The organism is uncultured Marinobacter sp. (assembly GCF_947259545.1).
GTDB lineage: Bacteria > Pseudomonadota > Gammaproteobacteria > Pseudomonadales > Oleiphilaceae > Marinobacter.
In genome coordinates, this window is record NZ_CAMYMK010000007.1 from 76,863 (window position 1) to 93,200 (window position 16,338).

A 16,338-nucleotide genomic window follows, 5' to 3' on the forward strand; every position below is an offset into this window, starting at 1 on the left:
TCGGGTTAATCGTCATAGTCCGCCTTTTTCTTCCACTCGTCGTCATGGAGAAACGTGTCCCATTCACGATCCAGTTTGGACTGTCCTTCCTGTGATCCGGGACCTTTTTCGTTTTCCGGTCCCATGGCTTCAAGTTCCTTGATGCGGGTGCGGAAGCTTTTTACGGCTTTCATCGCTAATGGATTATCCCGGGATTTACCCATTTCGGTACTGGCAAGATGATAGGCGTGAATAGCCTTACGAATCTGGTTCTGTCGCACATAGTCCCTTGCCTGAAACACATGGAGGTCGGCATGGGTCTTGTGGACCAGGAACAAAACGTATCTCAGATTTTTCTTGGCCGTCGAGCTGTCGAGTTTTCCCGCCTTGTGCATGCCTTCAATCATTTTGAACAGACTTTGCAGTAACTCTTTGACATAATTTGATTTTTCTGGGGAGTCGATTTTTACCGGCGGCCGGTTGTCGGTGTTTTCCTGCACCGAGCTTTTCAGTTGCCGGGTCGCTTCGAGCCACTGTTTGACCGGAAGATTCGATTTCAACGCACTCAGTTCCTGACAGGCTTCCTCCATATTCTTGATCAGCAGAAGCTTGAGGTCATTGGTCAGGTAGTGGCCAGGGATTTCATCGAGCAACCGGTGAGCGCGGTTGTACTGGTCTTCCTGGGCCGTCATACGCCGCGCCTTTTCAATCCGGGCCCGCTCCCGCATCTGGCTGCCCACGATAATGACAATGGAGACGGTAACGATGGCTGCGAGTATCAGGACGATCGTAGTGGTGTTCATGTTGGCGGCAACGACTCCGGTTTCGGGCCGGGGTGGTGTATTCCGGCCATAAAAATCACAGTGATTCAGCAAGTACCCGAAAGATTAGCAGAAAACCTGTATTGATTCCGTTTTGAAATGTGAATGTGCGATCTATAGTATTTATTTAATGAATCCTAAGGATAATGTACATTATCCGGGTGAATATTTCCGGTCCTGTTCCAGCAGTACCGCGTTATCAGGAGTGTTGAATGGATATTTCCCGGGTCGACCTAAACCTTCTTGTGTATCTCGATGTACTCCTCAGGGAGCGGAACGTGACCAAGGCCGCTAACCACCTGGGCATCACTCAGCCGGCCATGAGCAATGGTCTGCGTCGATTGCGGGATGTGTTCGGAGATCCTCTGCTGGTGCGCACCAGTGAAGGCATGTCGGCCACCGAACGTGCCAGGGAGTTGCAGCCCCTGGTGAGAGGTATTCTCTCGGATATTGAGCAGGCGGTGCAGGAAAAGACACCGTTCTCCGCTATGGAGAGTCAGCGGGTGTTTCGCATCATGGCCAGTGACTACGCCGAGTCCTGTCTGATGCCACGGGTATTGCGGCGCATTCGTCAGGAGGCACCCCACGTGACCCTGGATGTGTTGACGCCCAGTGACGTCAGCTTTCTGGATGTCGAGCAGGGCCGTCTGGACATGGCAATTAACCGTTTTGACAAGATCCCCCAGTCGTTCCACCAGAAGACCCTCTGGATCGAATATTTTGCCTGCCTGATGAACGCCCGCAACCCGATTCTCAGGGAGCCTTTCACTCTGGATACGTATCTGGATGCCAGTCATATCTGGGTGAGCAAAACCGGCTTCGGCGTGGGAGTTGGCGTCAATCCCAAGGACGTCCAGAGGCTGGGCTGGGTGGATGAGGCCTTGTCACGGATGGGGCGCAAGCGGCAGATTTCGGTTTTTACACGGCATTATCAGGTCGCGATGTTGTTGGCGGAGCAGCACGATCTCGTTGCAACCCTGCCAACGCGAGCGGCCTGGTTGCAGAAAGATAACCCCAACCTGGTGGTCAAAGTGCCACCGTTCGAGATTCCGCCTTTTGAACTGAAGATGGCGTGGAGTCCGCTGTTGCAGCACAACGCGGACCATCAATGGTTGAGAAAGCTGATTGTGGAAGTGGCGGAGGAGGTGGACGCCGAATTTGCTCCCTTCGGGGCACAATTCGAGTCCGCGGAGGTTCCACAGGTCTACCATTCAGAGCGGTAGTTCTCTCAACTCCAGAGAGCTGCGGCTGGTGTCCCACATGCGCTGGAAAGCTTCACCGAGCAGCTTGACCCGCCCGCCATCAGCGAAGTTGGCAAAGCCTTCGGGGCTGTTGAAGCTGTGGCGGTACACAACCCCTTCCCGGTCGGCCAACAGGAACGGTCGTTCTTCGAGCGGATAGTCATCGTTAACCAGTCGCAGTTCTATTCGGCTTGGCAGGCGCTTCATTAATTCCACGATTTGGTGCCGCCGTTTGACCAGTGGCTTGTCGTCGTGGATGAGCAGGCGAACCTCGCTAAGTCGGTGGCGGCGGGCGAGGGCGGACAAGAGTTCACGAAACTGGGTACGGTCGTAGAGATCGTGCTCCAGCAGCCGGTCATACAGCCAGAGCCGCTGATTGGCCTGGCCGGTTATGGAGTCCAGCAGGCTGACCAGGCTGGTTTCCGATTTGAACAGCCAGGAATCCCGGTCCTTGCCCAGTATCATCGGATGTTCACGGTGACTCTCTGGCGCTACCAGTTTCGGTGACAGGCAACGCATATCCACATGTGGAATACCGGCATCGTCATAGAGATCGGAACACACATGAAAACCGGAGCGCTGGTAAAAGGGAATGGCATACTCCTGCGCTGACAGTTTCAGCTCTTCGTACCGGGAAGTCTCGGAGATCAGATGGCGTAACAGAGCTTCGCCCACCCCTTTACCTCGGAACTCTGGCAATACGGCCATGCGGCCTATGTGGGCGGTTTCTTCCAGGGTGGAAAAGACTCGGGCGACCGCGGCCGGTTCATTGTCTTCGGTTATCGCCAGGTAGTGATCCGCAATGTCGTCGGTATCGTCCCATTCCAGCTCGGGAGGAATGTTCTGCTCTTCAACAAAAACGCGCTGCCGTATGGCGCGGATGGACGCAGGCGCCAATTGCCAGCTGTATTTGCGGACTCGTATTCTGGTCATTCGAAATAAACGGATCCCTGGTTGTACAAGTTTGCGAGCAGACCGCAGATTGCTTCGTCCTCGACCAGGGGAGTCAAGGCTCCCATGTCGATACGGGCACCCGCACAGAGCAGGGGAGCCAGCGGGCAGGCATCACCTTTTAACAGGTACTGCTCGCCGTCGACAAACAGCGCGGTCTCTTCTCCAATATCATGATAGGCAAAGCGGGAGCCTTCATTCCAGCGTAATTGCGCACCTTCACGTACCAGATCCCGGAAGACCTCTGGCGCAATCGGCTCGTCCGACGGTACGACGATATCCAAACTCTTGGGCGCTGTGGCGTATTGGCCGAACCAGAGGGACAACTGTCTGCGGCCCGACAGCTTCTCGCGAATGACGGACTCCAGGCGATCAATAACTTCAGGAGCAATTGTCCCCGGATTGTCCTGAACTTTGAGGTCGGGATCGCGGAGGTGATCCGCGGCATCGGACTGACTGCAGAGGAAATCCGTAAAGCCGGTCAGGATGTCGTCAATGGTCGGTGCGCGGAAGCCGATGGACAGGGTTATGCAGTCGTCTTCGGCAATGCCATGATGACCAATGCCCGGTGGTAGGTAGAGCATGTCGCCGGGGGCCAGGGTGACCGTTTCTTCTCCCTCCCAGCTACTCAGGATGCGCAACGGGGTGCCCTCCACCCGGGGAGATGTGTGGTCGCAGTGACCGCCGAACGTCCAGCGCCGGTGGCCCTGAGCCTGTAGAAGAAAGACGTCGTATTGATCATAGTGCGGGCCAACACTTCCACCTTTCGGGGCGTAGCTGGCCATAATGTCATCCAGCCGCCAGTTGGGGACAAAGCGGAAGTTGTCCAGCAGGTCGGCAACGTCCGGTACCCAGTGATCCAGCCCCTGTACCAACAGGGTCCAGTCCTGCTCGGGCAAGGTACTGAAACGGTCGGGGCTGAACGGCCCGTTGTGCAGCTGCCAGGGGGCGCCATCGTCATTCTCGACCACGATGCGGGATTCCACGCCTTCCTCGCAGGCAAGGCCTGCCAGCTCGTCGGCGGACACCGGGCACTGGAATCCGGGAAATGCCTGACGAATCACCAGGGGCTTCTTCTGCCAGTATTCCCTGAGAAAGTCTGCCGCTGAAATGCCGCCAAGCATGTCCATAGTTCCGTATCCTGGTATCAGATGTTTTGCGCCTGGTCGATGGCGTTGCCGATGTAGGAGCCCGGGGTCAGTGCCATCAGCTCGGTTTTCGCGGCTTCCGGGATATCCAGGGATTCCACGAAGTTCTTGATTACCTCGGGGGTCATCGCCTTGCCGCGGGTCAGCGCCTTGAGCTTCTCATAGGGCTTCTCGATATTGTAACGACGCATCACGGTCTGGATGGGCTCCGCGAGGACTTCCCAGGCGTGGTTGAGGTCCTCGTCCAGTCGCGCCGGGTTGATCTCCAGCTTGCCCAGCCCTTTCAGGGTCGCCTCAAAGGCGATCAGGCTGTGGGCGAATCCGACGCCAAGGTTACGAAGGACCGTGGAATCGGTCAGATCCCGTTGCCAGCGGGAAATCGGCAACTTGGCAGACAGGTGGCTGAACAGGGCATTGGCGATGCCGAGATTGCCTTCCGAGTTCTCGAAATCAATGGGATTGACCTTGTGGGGCATGGTGGATGAGCCCACTTCCCCTTCCACGGTTTTCTGCTTGAAGTAACCCAGGGATATGTAGCCCCAGATGTCCCGGTCCAGATCGATCAGGATGGTGTTGAAACGGGCAATAGCGTCGTACAGCTCGGCAATGTAATCGTGGGGCTCGATTTGCGTAGTGTACGGGTTCCAGTCGAGGCCGAGGCTTTCGATGAAGTCTTTGGCGTTCTGGGCCCAGTCGATGGATGGGTAGGCCGAGAGGTGCGCATTGTAGTTGCCGACAGCGCCGTTGATCTTGCCCAGCAATTCAGTCGCGCGAATCTGCTTGACCTGCCGGCGTAGCCGGTAAACCACGTTGGCCAGCTCCTTGCCTACCGTGGACGGAGATGCGGTCTGGCCGTGGGTGCGGGACAGCATCGGCTGTTCGGCGTGGTCATGAGCCAGTTGCGCCAGTTTGTCCACAACACGGTCCATGGCGGGCAGCAGACCGTGATCCAGGCCTTCCCTCAGCATCAGCGCGTGGGACAGGTTGTTGATGTCCTCGGAGGTACAGGCGAAGTGCACGAATTCGGTGACCGCGTGCAGTTCAGGAACCTCGGCGATCTTTTCCTTGATGAAGTACTCAACAGCTTTGACGTCGTGGTTGGTGGTGCGCTCAATGTCCTTGATACGCTCGGCGTCCGGCAGGCTGAATTCACGCACCATCTCGTCCAGGAATGCATTGGCTTCCGGGGAGAATGAAGGGACTTCCTTTACTTCGGGGTGGGCAGCCAGTTTTTGCAACCAGCGGATTTCGACGGTCACCCGGTTCCGGATCAGGCCGTATTCACTGAAAATATCGCGGAAGACGCTGACTTTACTGCCATAACGTCCGTCGACCGGGGAAATGGCGGTCAGGGCGGTGAGTTCCATCGAAAACCTCTCAAATCATCAAAGAATGGGTCAATACTGAATTGGGGATGCCTATGATACACCACCGCAAGACGTGAATCAGTCGTAAACCGAGCGGTTAGCCTTCTCCGCGAGGTCCCGCGCAGTGGCAATCACCTTGCGGCGGGAAAAAATCAGCTGCCAGCGACGTCCGCCACTCTGACGCCAGAGCACCGCAGAGCGGATGCCGGCAAGCAGCAGGGCCCTGACCCGGGCGGCGTTCTCCTCCCGTTGCAGCACAGTGGGATCGCCGGTGACCTGAATGCGCATGCGGAAGGTGCTGATGGTGTCGCCGTAGATCGAAGCCAGATTACCCACCAGGTTGCTATGCAGGTAGCCGAAATGGCTGGCGGTGTGCCGGGCCTGGTCGATCCGGCTGCCAATCACGGCCATCATGTCCTTGTCGCGGTTCAGCTTTGATTCGAGATGGATCAGGTTGAGTGCGTAGCGAAGGACTTCGATATCCTGCTGCTTGCTTTGCTGGCTAAGCACGTTGGCCAGGGTGTTCAGGCCCTCACGCAGGTCCTTGAGTTCGCCGCCGTAGACATCGAGGGTAGTGTCGGGATCGGTCGCAAAAAGGGAGCGCATGGACGTTTCGAAACTGGAGTCGGCGCACTGGCCGGTGTGGGCAACCTGCTGGACCTGGGCGGCCGCCTGGAATACGCCGGCCAATGCCAGGGTCTGATCGTACAGCGATCGGCTCATACCTGTGCTCCGTTAGCGACGGCCCTTTCGGGAAGCGCTTCCCCGTCACGCCATGTCTGTTCGATGACGCCGCCACCCAGGCAAACATCGCCGTCATAGAATACAACGGACTGGCCGGGCGTAACTGCACGTTGGGCCTCATCAAACACCACCGTAACACCGCCGTCACACAGGGTAACGAGACAATCCTGGTCTGGCTGGCGATAACGGGTCTTGGCCTTGCAGCGGAATTCCTCGGCGGGCGCATCGCCGGCCACCCAGTCTATGGGGCCGCTGACCAGCCCACGGGAAAACAGCAGTGGGTGTTGCTTGCCCTGAACGGCAATCAGCACGTTGCGACTCAAGTCCTTTTCGGCCACATACCAGGGATCGTCGCCGAATTCGCTGAGCCCGCCGATACCCAGGCCCTGGCGTTGGCCGATAGTGTGATACATGAGCCCCTGATGGCGGCCGATAACCTGACCGTCCGGTGTTTCAATGTTCCCTGGCTGCGCTGGCAGGTATTGCTTGAGGAAATCCCGGAATTTGCGTTCGCCGATAAAACAGATGCCGGTGGAATCCTTCTTGTCGTGGGTGACGAAACCCTGGGCTTCGGCAATCCGCCGGACTTCCGGCTTTTCCAGCTCCCCGACCGGGAACAGCGTACGCGCAATACGGTCGCCGGACACGGCATGGAGGAAATAGCTCTGGTCCTTGTTGGGATCCAGGCCCTTCAATAGCTGTGCCTTGCCGGAGCCGTCGTTGAGAGGTCGCTGGCGCGTGTAGTGGCCGGTGGCGATAAAGTCAGCACCCAGAGTAACGGCGTAGTCCAGAAACGCGCGGAACTTTACTTCCTTGTTGCACAGGATATCCGGATTGGGCGTGCGACCAGCCTTGTACTCCGACAAAAAATGCTCAAAGACGCGATCCCAGTATTCCGCGGCGAAACTCGCCGTATGCAGGGGAATACCAATGTTGTCGGCCACGGCCTGAGCGTCGGCCAGGTCCGTCATGGCGGTACAGTACTCGGTGCCGTCGTCCTCGTCCCAGTTTTTCATGAACAGGCCTTCGACCTGGTAGCCCTGATCTTTCAGGAGCCATGCGGCGACGGACGAATCCACTCCGCCGGACATGCCAACGATAACTCGGATGTTTTCGGGTGCGTCTGTCATAGCCTAACCGTACTGATCAAAGCGCCGCAGTTTAGCATTGTTGGACCGTCACGTCTCAGCGTCGACGATCACATCGAGGGGGAACCGCCGGCCATTTCGGTAATCTTCTATGCACCGGAGTACCAGTGGGCTGCGGAGCTGTCCACCGAGGCTGGCAATTTCGTCTGGCGTCAGCCAATGGGCGGCGATAATGCCGTCGTCCAGTTGGTCTGTGATCTTTTTTACTGCCCTGGCCGAATAGCAGAAGCGGTAATAGGTCACCCCGTTGGCCGGTGCTTTGTAGGTATAGAGGCCGAGGAAGTGCACGGGCTCCACCTGCCAGCCTGTTTCCTCCAGCGTTTCACGCTTTACGGCATCCAGGATAGCTTCGTCTTCCTCGATATGTCCGGCTGGTTGATTGAAAACCACCAGGCCGCCGCTGACTTCTTCCACCAGGAGAAATCGGCCTCGGTCATCCTCCACAATAACTGCAACCGTGGCATGGGGTGTCCAGGTCATGATCAGTTTCTTCTCCGTGTCTTGTTGCTGCTGCCGCGGCGAGCTTTCAGTGGGCGTTTGGGCTGTGTCGGTGCTGCCGGTACATGAACGGCCAGTTCTTGATACTGGCCCGGTGCAAGATTGTCGAGGGTCCAGTCACCAATACGATATCGAATCAGGCGAAGGGTAGGGAAGCCGACAGCAGCGGTCATGCGGCGTACCTGGCGGTTCTTGCCTTCGGTGATGGTAAGTTCGATCCAGGAGGTGGGGACTGACTCCCGGTGGCGCACCGGCGGTACTCTTGGCCACAAAGGGGGCTCGGGCATCACTTTCACAGTGGCCGGCCGGGTTTTGCCATCCTTTAACTGAACGCCTGCCCGCAATCGATCCAGAGCCTCGTCAGTGATGTCGCCCTCCACCTGGGCCCAGTAGGTTTTTGGCATTTTCTGTCGGGGAGAGGCAATGCGATGCTGTAACCCGCCGTCATCGGTGAGCAGGAGGAGCCCTTCTGAATCAAAGTCCAGGCGCCCTGCCGGGTAGACGTGGGGGATATCAATCCAGTCTGCCAATGTCGCTCGTGCAGTTTTGCCATTGCCGGAATCGGTGAACTGGCTCATTACCCTAAAGGGCTTGTTGAAGAGAATCAGGGTCGCCATGCGGTGCTCTGGGCCATGCTCGGGTGTTTTGATGCGGCGTGACTGAAAGCAGTGAGGGTATCTGAACGGCGGGGAGAGGAAAAGTGAAATTGCGTTGGGCCTAACACAGCTAGCCGAAGGTCGTCACTTTCGGAGTGCCGACAGCGGACTCTGAGGTCGGCCCGAAGCAGGGCCGGCCACAGGGTTAACTAATGCCCGTTGACCCGGCAGGCTCAGGTCTCAGGCGTTGACGGCGCGTGGCTCGTGTTGAAACTCGTCCTCACTGCGGCTGCTCTCAGTGGCGGCGTCAGACTTTTTTTCCGTCATTTTCGCCGTGCTGGCCACGCTTTGTTTCCGCGGTTGCTCCTCGGGAACAATGTTCACCGCGTGGATGCCTTTGTCGCTGGGTTTCTTGTCGAAGGTTACTGTTTGACCGGCCTTCAGAGTCTTGTATCCCTCCATCTGTACCGACGAGAAATGGGCGAACAGATCATCACTGCAGCCATCCTCAATGATAAAGCCGTAACCTTTGGCATTGTTAAACCACTTCACTTTGCCCTTTGGCATGATGAACTCCCCTGTTCTTTTGCTGTCAATCACTGTTATTGGTGTTATTGCCGTACCATAGAGCCGGTACGGGTGATATGAGATTACCTGTTACGAGCGCTTCCGTGGATACATTAAGACCACGCCAATTTACATTATTTTACATTGCACTCTTACTGTTGACCAATATCGTCTTTGAGTCAATACCGGACATTGGGGGAATGTATGGTTGAAGGGGGTCCGGAAGCGGTATCATGATCGTATTGATAACCAGCGCACGTCCGGTAGTCTTGTTGGCTTGAAAACCGGACGACTCACAACCATCTTTAACCAAGGGCACCGACTACCGGTAAAGAATCATGAGGACTATCCAGAATTCTCTACTAGTATTTAATCAGGGGGATGAAGAACAGCCGGGGCGTCAGGATGACCTCAGTGTTGCTCCCGAGAAGCCTGCACTGAAACGCCCTGCGCGTTTTCGGGTAGTGCTTCTGAACGATGACTACACCCCCATGGATTTTGTGGTGGATGTACTAATGAAATTCTTCGGGATGAACGAAGAAAAGGCGACGCAGGTGATGCTGCTCGTCCATACGCAGGGAAAAGCCGTATGTGGGGTATATACCCGTGACATCGCAGAAACAAAGGCGGCACAGGTGAATCAGTATTCTTCGGAATGCGAACATCCGCTCCTTTGCGAGATTGAACGTGCGGACTGATAGACCCAGGGGTGGCCCATGCTGAGCAAAGACCTTGAAATTACGCTGAATACGGCCTTCAAAAATGCCCGCGACAAGCGTCATGAATTCATGACGGTGGAGCATTTGTTGCTGGCCCTGTTGGACAACGAATCGGCAGTGGGCGTTCTGAAAGCCTGTGGTGCAGACCTGAAACGGCTTCAGGAAGAACTCATTGAATTTGTAGATTCCACAACCCCGCTGATCCCGAGCAGTGACAGTGAGCGGGAAACCCAGCCGACGCTGGGCTTCCAGCGGGTACTGCAGCGCGCAGTTTTCCATGTACAGTCCTCGGGCAAGAAAGAGGTGACTGGCGCCAACGTGCTGGTTGCGATCTTTAGTGAACAGGAAAGCCAGGCGGTGTATGTGCTCAAGAAGCAGAGCATCGCCCGGATCGACGTGGTGAACTTCGTTTCTCACGGTATCTCCAGGGTGCAGGGGGGAGAGGACCAGGAAGGTCACGACCAGGCGTCCCAGGAAGAAGTCGGGGAAGAGGGCGGCTCAGCACGACCGCTCGAGAGCTACGCGACCAACCTGAATGAGCAGGCTCGTCAGGGGCGTATTGATCCATTGATTGGCCGTGAGCATGAAGTGGAGCGTGTGGTCCAGATCCTGGTCCGTCGCCGAAAGAACAATCCGTTGTTGGTCGGAGAGGCCGGGGTTGGCAAGACGGCCATTGCCGAAGGATTGGCCAAGCGCATTGTGGATGGCCAGGTCCCCGATATTATCTCGGATGCCGTGGTCTATTCACTGGACCTGGGGGCGTTGCTGGCGGGTACCAAGTACCGTGGTGATTTCGAGAAACGGCTGAAAGGCCTGTTGGCGGAACTCAAAAAAGAGCAGCACGCCATCCTGTTTATTGATGAAATTCACACCATCATTGGCGCAGGTTCGGCTTCCGGCGGAGTCATGGATGCCTCCAACCTGTTGAAGCCAATGCTGAGCTCTGGTGAGATTCGCTGCATCGGATCAACCACTTTTACTGAATTCCGGGGCATATTCGAAAAAGACAGTGCGCTTGCCCGGCGATTCCAGAAAATTGATGTCAACGAGCCGAGTGTTGAGGACACCTACCAGATTCTCAAGGGCCTGAAACCCAACTTTGAGAAGCACCATGATCTGAAGTACACCGACAAGGCGTTGAGGGTGGCGGCTGAGCTGGCGGATCGTTATATCACGGACCGTCACTTGCCGGACAAGGCTATCGATGTCATCGACGAGGCGGGCGCCCGTCAGCGCCTGCTGGCAGAAGGCAAGCGCAAGAAAACGGTGGACGTACGGGACATCGAGGATGTGGTGGCCAATATTGCGCGCATCCCCCCGAAGAGTGTGTCCTCCAACGACAAGGATCTGCTGCGGAATCTCGAACGGGATCTCAAGATGGTGGTCTTTGGCCAGGATCCGGCGATCGAATCGCTGTCCACAGCGATCAAGCTTGCGCGCGCTGGTCTCAAGTCTCCGGAAAAGCCGGAGGGGGCTTTCCTGTTTGCCGGCCCGACGGGCGTGGGCAAGACGGAGGTCACCAAACAGCTTGCCAAAGTGTTGGGCATCGAGCTGGAGCGCTTTGACATGTCCGAATACATGGAGCGGCATACAGTGTCCCGACTGATTGGTGCGCCTCCAGGTTATGTTGGTTACGACCAGGGCGGCCTGTTGACGGAAGCTGTCAACAAGCACCCGCACTGTGTGTTGTTGCTGGACGAGATCGAGAAAGCGCACCCTGAAGTCTTTAATCTGCTGCTGCAGGTTATGGACCACGGCACGCTGACGGATAACAATGGCCGCAAGGCCGATTTCCGTCACGTTATCCTGGTGATGACCACCAATGCCGGGGCCGAGAGCATGGCTCGCCGGTCGATCGGCTTCAGTGAGCAGGACCACAGTACCGACGGTATGGAAATAATCACCAAGACGTTCACGCCGGAATTCCGTAACCGTCTTGATGGCATTATCCAGTTTGCGGATCTGCAGAAAGAAACCATCACCCATGTGGTGGACAAGTTCCTCACCGAGCTGCAGGCGCAGCTGGATGAGAAGCATGTGGTGCTGCATGTGGATGAGGCTGCCAAAGTCTGGCTCGCGGAAAAAGGCTATGACGTCACCATGGGTGCGCGGCCAATGTCCCGTTTGATCCAGGATAAGATCAAGCGCCCGCTTGCCGAACAGATACTGTTTGGGCGGCTGTCTGAAAAAGGTGGAGACGTGCATATTCATCTGCGGGATGATGAGTTGGTCTTTGACTACGAGGACGAGCCGGCCGAAGCTGTCTGACAGTTTCTCGCTCCGGTAACTGAAAACCGCGCTGTAACCGGCGCGGTTTTTTTATGCCCGTCCGTTGCGGATTGACCGCGTTTCAGTCATTTGGCTGCCATTGTCGTCAATTCAATCCATGCCGATCTCTGTCAGTTTATCGGGAATCCACCGACTATCCGAAATGTCGGTGGTAAGACCCCTAATAAACAATAATGACAAGGAATCAGGACGAATGAAGTTACGTGCTGCGCTGCTGGCAGGTTTGATGTCTCTGTCTGCCTGGACCCCATTGTCCGCCAATGAGCGGAAAGAATTCTGTGTATTTGACGTCGCCGGTGCCGGTGGCTTTGTTTACCGGACGCTTCAGGAATACCAACGCAAGGCGGTGGGCTCCGGAGTCAGCCTCTCAATGAGCCCTTACACCGACGAAGACGAAGCGGTGGCTGATTTCAGAGCGGGCAAGTGCGATATTGTGGCAGTTACCGACATGGGTGTCCGGCATTTCAACAGTTTTACCGGTTCAATCAGCGCCATCGGGGCTGTGCCCTTTTATGAGGATCTAAGGGTCTTGATGCATATCCTCTCCAGTCCGAGGGTAGACGAGCATATGTCACAGGATGGCTACCAGGTACTCGGCGTAGCACCGATGGGGGCGGCGTACTTATTTGTGAATGATCGGGCCATTAACGATGCAGATGCCCTGAAGGGGAAGCGAGTCACTGTGTTTGAGGGGCACCACGACGCACGTCATATGCTTGAGTACATTGGAGCGATACCAGTGGACGCGAAGATTTCCAACTTCGCACGACTGTTCAATACCGGGCAGGCGGATATCAGCTATGCTCCTGCGGCTGCCTACGAGTTGCTGGAGATGTTCAAGGGCATGGGTGACAAAGGGGGCATCGTAAAGTATCCGGTCGGCCAGGTATCGATCCATCTTGTCGCGAGGGAAGGGGAGTTCGATGATCGCTTTGTGCGGCGGTCACGCAAGATTATGTCGCGGCTGTACCCTGAAGCCATGCGGATTGTCCGGCAGTATGAAGACTCTATTCCGGAAGAACGTTGGGTCGATATTTCTAAAAAAGCCAGGGTCGGCTACCAGGAGATGTTGCGCAACGTGCGTATCGACATGCAGGAAGCAACCGACGCATCCGGGATGCAGGCAGCCGGTGTCTATGACGACAATATGATGACCATTCTGAGAAAGGTGCGCTGCTATACCAACCCGGGGGCGCTGGAGTGTAGTGCCGAGGATCGCGAGTAGGCAGGCCCGGTAACAAAAAAAGCCCCGTTTCCGGGGCTTTTTCAGATGTCACCTGGGCGATTAACGGGCGCGGTAAACAATACGGCCCTTGCTGAGGTCGTAGGGAGTAAGCTCAACTTTCACCTTGTCGCCGGTCAGGATGCGGATGTAGTTCTTGCGCATCTTGCCGGAGATGTGGGCAGTCACAACGTGTCCGTTGCTCAGCTCAACGCGGAACATGGTATTCGGAAGCGTATCAACAATAACGCCTTCCATTTCAATGACATCTGATTTCGCCATTCAGTAAAAACCTCGTTTGGAATTAACTTGCCTTGATTCTAAATTGCGCAATTCTGCCTGATTTGTTGCCATTTAGCAAAATCAGTTGCGTTTCAGTACCTGCCATTGACCGTCCCTGAGGGCTTCGATGGGGGTGAAGCGGGTTTTATAGTTCATCTTCCGACATTCCCTGATCCAGTATCCCAGATATAGGTGGGGCAACTCCCATGATTTTGCGGCTTCGATCTGCCACAGAATCGCAAAGGTGCCCAGGCTTCGACTCTCGTGAGCGGGATCAAAAACGGTATAGATGGCGGACAGACCGTCGTCCAGCATGTCCACGGCTGCAAGGCCAATCAGCCTCTCTTCCAGGCGTATCTCGAGGAACCAGGAGTCCGTGGCGCCTTCCACCAGAAAGGACGTGAACTGTTCCCGGGACGGCGGGTACATATCGCCATCCGCGTGCCGCTGTTCAATGTAATGGGCGTAAAGCTGATAATAACGCTCACTGAAACTGGCCGGTACCAGCTCACAGGTCAGATCCTTATTCTTCTCAAGCACCCGGCGTTGATTGCGGTCGGGGTTGAAATCGTTGACTTTCAGGCGCACCGGAATGCAAGCGTTGCAGTTTTCGCAGTGTGGGCGGTAGTAATGGGAACCGCTGCGGCGAAACCCCAGGGCGGTGAGCTGGCTGTACAGTCTTTTGTCAATGTGCGCCCGGGGATCGACGAACATTGTGGTTGCTTCACGATCCGGCAGGTAACTGCAGTCGTGTGGGGGCGTGGCGAAGAAAACCAGTGTTCTGAGATTGCTCATTCACACCTCCGGGCCGGGCCATTGCCACTGGATTTGCCAGGAGCTCTGCGTTGGAGAGCGGTCTACACTTGCTCTGAGTATAGATAAAAACTCGCGACGGGGGATAGATCGGGCACCCATTTTTAACAGGTGGCCGTTCTCCACCTGGCAGTCCATGATTTTATACCCCCATTCTGCCAGCTGGTGGGCCAGGTGTACCATCAGTACCTTCGACGCGTTGGTTTCCAGTGAGAACATGGATTCACCAAAAAAGCACTGTCCCAGTGCCAGGCCGTACATGCCACCGACGAGCTTGCCTGCCGGGTTCCAGGCCTCAATGGAGTGAGCGACCCCAAGTTCGTGTAGACGAGTGTAGCTGTGAGTCATGTCCTCGGTGATCCAGGTGCCTTCCCGCTCTCGGGTTTCCGCGCACAGACGTATGACGTTGGTAAAGTCCTTGTCTGCGGTTATTGAAAAGTACTGCCGGTTGAGGGTTCGGCGCAGGCTTCGGGATACGTGTATTTCTTCTGGAAACAGAACGCATCGGGGGTCGGGGGACCACCAGAGGATGGGTTGGTCGTCGCTGTACCAGGGAAAGATGCCGTTACGGTAGGCGAGTATCAGGCGGTCGGTGGAGAGGTCGCCGCCCAGTGCCAGCAGGCCATCGGGTTCGTCCAGGGCTTCCTCGGCGGGAGGGAACCAGAGTTGGTCGGGGTCTATCCAGGGTAGTGAGGTCATCCAGGTCCGCTGTTGCTACTTACCCGTATATCGAGTTTTGGAGTGTCGGCTATTGGGCGGGGTGTTCTGAAACACGCTGTTAATACGTCCCTGTACGCTTGGCTCCGCCATCCATGGCTCCGCACAGTTTCAGAACACCCCGCCCAATAGCCTCTTCAGACTTCTGAGTAGCCTTCGATCAGTACAGGTCAGTTCTCGGTTCAGGTCAATCCTGGTCCAGGAACTTCTCTGCATCCAGCGCGGCCATGCAGCCGAAACCGGCAGAGGTTACTGCCTGGCGGTAGACGTGGTCGGCTACGTCGCCGGCCGCGAAGACGCCGGGAATGCTGCTCTGGGTGGCCATGCCTTCCAGGCCGGAGCGGATTTTGATGTAGCCGTTTTCCATGTCCAGCTGGCCGTCGAACAGGTCGGTGTTCGGTTTGTGGCCGATGGCGATGAAGACGCCTGCCAGGTCGAGTTCCTGTGTGGAGTCGTCCTTGGTGCTTTTGATGCGCATGCCAGTGACGCCGGTGCCGTCGCCCAGAACTTCGTCGAGAGTGTGGTCCCACACGATGTTGACGTTGCCGTTTTTGGCCTTTTCGAACAGCTTGTCCTGCAGGATCTTTTCGGCGCGCAGGCTGTCGCGGCGGTGTACCAGGGTGACTTCGTCGGCGATGTTGGAGAGGTAAAGGGCCTCTTCCACGGCAGTGTTACCACCACCGATGACGGCGACTTTCTGTTTCTTGTAGAAGAAGCCATCGCAGGTTGCGCAGGCAGATACGCCCTGGCCTTTGAACTTTTCTTCCGATTCCAGCCCCAGGTACATTGCGGACGCGCCGGTGGAGATGATCAGGGCGTCGCAGGTGTATTCACCACTGTCGCCTTTCAGGCGGAAGGGGCGGTTGCGCAGGTCGGCTTCGTTGATGGTGTCGTAAACCACATTGGTTTCAAAGCGCTCCGCGTGCTTGAGCATGCGCTGCATCAACTCCGGGCCCTGTACGCCGTCGTTGTCGCCTGGCCAGTTGTCAACGTCAGTGGTGGTAGTGAGCTGTCCACCCACTTCGATACCGGTGATCAGGGTTGGCTTGAGGTTTGCGCGGGCTGCATAAACCGCAGCGGTGTAGCCGGCAGGACCGGAGCCAAGGATGATCAGACGGGAATGTTTGGTTTCGCTCATTGTGGGTCTCTCGTCAAAAACTGAAAGTCTACTGGAAAGTGCTGAAGGCTAACATGAACAGGGCTTCGTGCCAGTTGTTTTGGCTAATTTCTGTCATT

Annotated in this window: 17 protein-coding genes; 4 read left to right on the forward strand and 13 right to left on the reverse strand. The window is 56.3% G+C overall.

Annotated elements, in window-relative coordinates; all coding sequences use genetic code 11:
• Positions 1 to 5 precede the first annotated feature (5 nt).
• Complete coding sequence (locus Q0Y21_RS08130) at positions 6 to 782, reverse strand: hypothetical protein (protein WP_297793599.1); 777 nt, start codon at positions 780 to 782, stop codon at positions 6 to 8.
• Positions 783 to 1,012: 230 nt separating this feature from the next.
• Here Q0Y21_RS08130 and Q0Y21_RS08135 point away from each other — a divergent pair, with 230 nt between their 5' ends.
• On the forward strand, positions 1,013 to 2,023 hold the full coding sequence (locus tag Q0Y21_RS08135) for a LysR family transcriptional regulator (protein ID WP_297793602.1): 1,011 nt from the start codon (positions 1,013 to 1,015) through the stop codon (positions 2,021 to 2,023).
• On the opposite strand, the gene Q0Y21_RS08140 is transcribed toward Q0Y21_RS08135, so the two are convergent.
• The 8 genes from Q0Y21_RS08140 to Q0Y21_RS08175 all read right to left on the reverse strand — a co-directional run bounded on the left by Q0Y21_RS08140 (position 2,012) and on the right by Q0Y21_RS08175 (position 9,060).
• On the reverse strand, positions 2,012 to 2,974 hold the full coding sequence (locus Q0Y21_RS08140) for a GNAT family N-acetyltransferase (RefSeq protein ID WP_297793605.1): 963 nt from the start codon (positions 2,972 to 2,974) through the stop codon (positions 2,012 to 2,014). The genes Q0Y21_RS08135 and Q0Y21_RS08140 overlap by 12 nt on opposite strands.
• Positions 2,971 to 4,122, reverse strand: a complete 1,152-nt coding sequence (locus Q0Y21_RS08145; RefSeq protein ID WP_297793608.1) for a cupin domain-containing protein — start codon at positions 4,120 to 4,122, stop codon at positions 2,971 to 2,973. Before Q0Y21_RS08145 ends, Q0Y21_RS08140 begins: the two co-directional genes overlap by 4 nt.
• 17 nt (positions 4,123 to 4,139) lie before the next feature.
• Positions 4,140 to 5,507 (reverse strand): adenylosuccinate lyase, encoded by a 1,368-nt coding sequence (gene purB / locus Q0Y21_RS08150; RefSeq protein ID WP_297793611.1) that lies wholly within the window; start codon positions 5,505 to 5,507, stop codon positions 4,140 to 4,142.
• A 78-nt stretch (positions 5,508 to 5,585) separates the two neighbouring features.
• Entirely contained in the window at positions 5,586 to 6,230 is a 645-nt protein-coding gene (gene hflD / locus Q0Y21_RS08155; RefSeq protein ID WP_297793614.1) for a high frequency lysogenization protein HflD, read from the reverse strand.
• A complete protein-coding gene (mnmA, locus tag Q0Y21_RS08160) occupies positions 6,227 to 7,381 on the reverse strand; it encodes a tRNA 2-thiouridine(34) synthase MnmA (RefSeq protein WP_297793617.1) in 1,155 nt (384 codons plus the stop codon). Before mnmA ends, hflD begins: the two co-directional genes overlap by 4 nt.
• Positions 7,382 to 7,429: 48 nt before the next feature.
• Positions 7,430 to 7,879, reverse strand: a complete 450-nt coding sequence (locus Q0Y21_RS08165) for an NUDIX hydrolase (RefSeq protein WP_297793620.1) — start codon at positions 7,877 to 7,879, stop codon at positions 7,430 to 7,432.
• 2 nt (positions 7,880 to 7,881) lie between these two features.
• Entirely contained in the window at positions 7,882 to 8,514 is a 633-nt protein-coding gene (locus Q0Y21_RS08170; protein ID WP_297793623.1) for a pseudouridine synthase, read from the reverse strand.
• A 219-nt stretch (positions 8,515 to 8,733) separates the two neighbouring features.
• The gene (locus Q0Y21_RS08175; RefSeq protein ID WP_297793626.1) at positions 8,734 to 9,060 is read right to left on the reverse strand and encodes a cold shock domain-containing protein; all 327 of its coding nucleotides are present in this window, start codon (positions 9,058 to 9,060) and stop codon (positions 8,734 to 8,736) included.
• A 338-nt stretch (positions 9,061 to 9,398) separates the two neighbouring features.
• On the opposite strand from Q0Y21_RS08175, the gene clpS reads away from it, so the two are divergent.
• From clpS to Q0Y21_RS08190, 3 genes are all read left to right on the forward strand, one after another.
• A complete protein-coding gene (clpS, locus tag Q0Y21_RS08180; protein WP_012137760.1) occupies positions 9,399 to 9,758 on the forward strand; it encodes an ATP-dependent Clp protease adapter ClpS in 360 nt (119 codons plus the stop codon).
• An 18-nt stretch (positions 9,759 to 9,776) separates the two neighbouring features.
• The gene (gene clpA / locus Q0Y21_RS08185; protein WP_297793629.1) at positions 9,777 to 12,047 is read left to right on the forward strand and encodes an ATP-dependent Clp protease ATP-binding subunit ClpA; all 2,271 of its coding nucleotides are present in this window, start codon (positions 9,777 to 9,779) and stop codon (positions 12,045 to 12,047) included.
• 214 nt (positions 12,048 to 12,261) lie between these two features.
• Positions 12,262 to 13,293 carry a putative solute-binding protein gene (locus Q0Y21_RS08190; RefSeq protein WP_297793632.1) on the forward strand — a complete coding sequence of 344 codons (1,032 nt, stop codon included), beginning with the start codon at positions 12,262 to 12,264 and terminating at the stop codon, positions 13,291 to 13,293.
• A gap of 60 nt (positions 13,294 to 13,353) precedes the next feature.
• Here Q0Y21_RS08190 and infA read toward each other — a convergent pair whose 3' ends face one another.
• The 4 genes from infA to trxB all read right to left on the reverse strand — a co-directional run bounded on the left by infA (position 13,354) and on the right by trxB (position 16,240).
• On the reverse strand, positions 13,354 to 13,572 hold the full coding sequence (infA, locus tag Q0Y21_RS08195) for a translation initiation factor IF-1 (RefSeq protein WP_008938619.1): 219 nt from the start codon (positions 13,570 to 13,572) through the stop codon (positions 13,354 to 13,356).
• Between the two features lie 81 nt (positions 13,573 to 13,653).
• Positions 13,654 to 14,367, reverse strand: coding sequence for an arginyltransferase (locus Q0Y21_RS08200; RefSeq protein ID WP_297793639.1), 714 nt, complete (start codon positions 14,365 to 14,367; stop codon positions 13,654 to 13,656).
• Positions 14,368 to 15,084, reverse strand: a complete 717-nt coding sequence (gene aat / locus Q0Y21_RS08205; RefSeq protein ID WP_297793641.1) for a leucyl/phenylalanyl-tRNA--protein transferase — start codon at positions 15,082 to 15,084, stop codon at positions 14,368 to 14,370. It abuts the gene before it with no gap.
• A gap of 205 nt (positions 15,085 to 15,289) precedes the next feature.
• A complete protein-coding gene (trxB, locus tag Q0Y21_RS08210; protein ID WP_297793643.1) occupies positions 15,290 to 16,240 on the reverse strand; it encodes a thioredoxin-disulfide reductase in 951 nt (316 codons plus the stop codon).
• Positions 16,241 to 16,338: the final 98 nt, after the last annotated feature.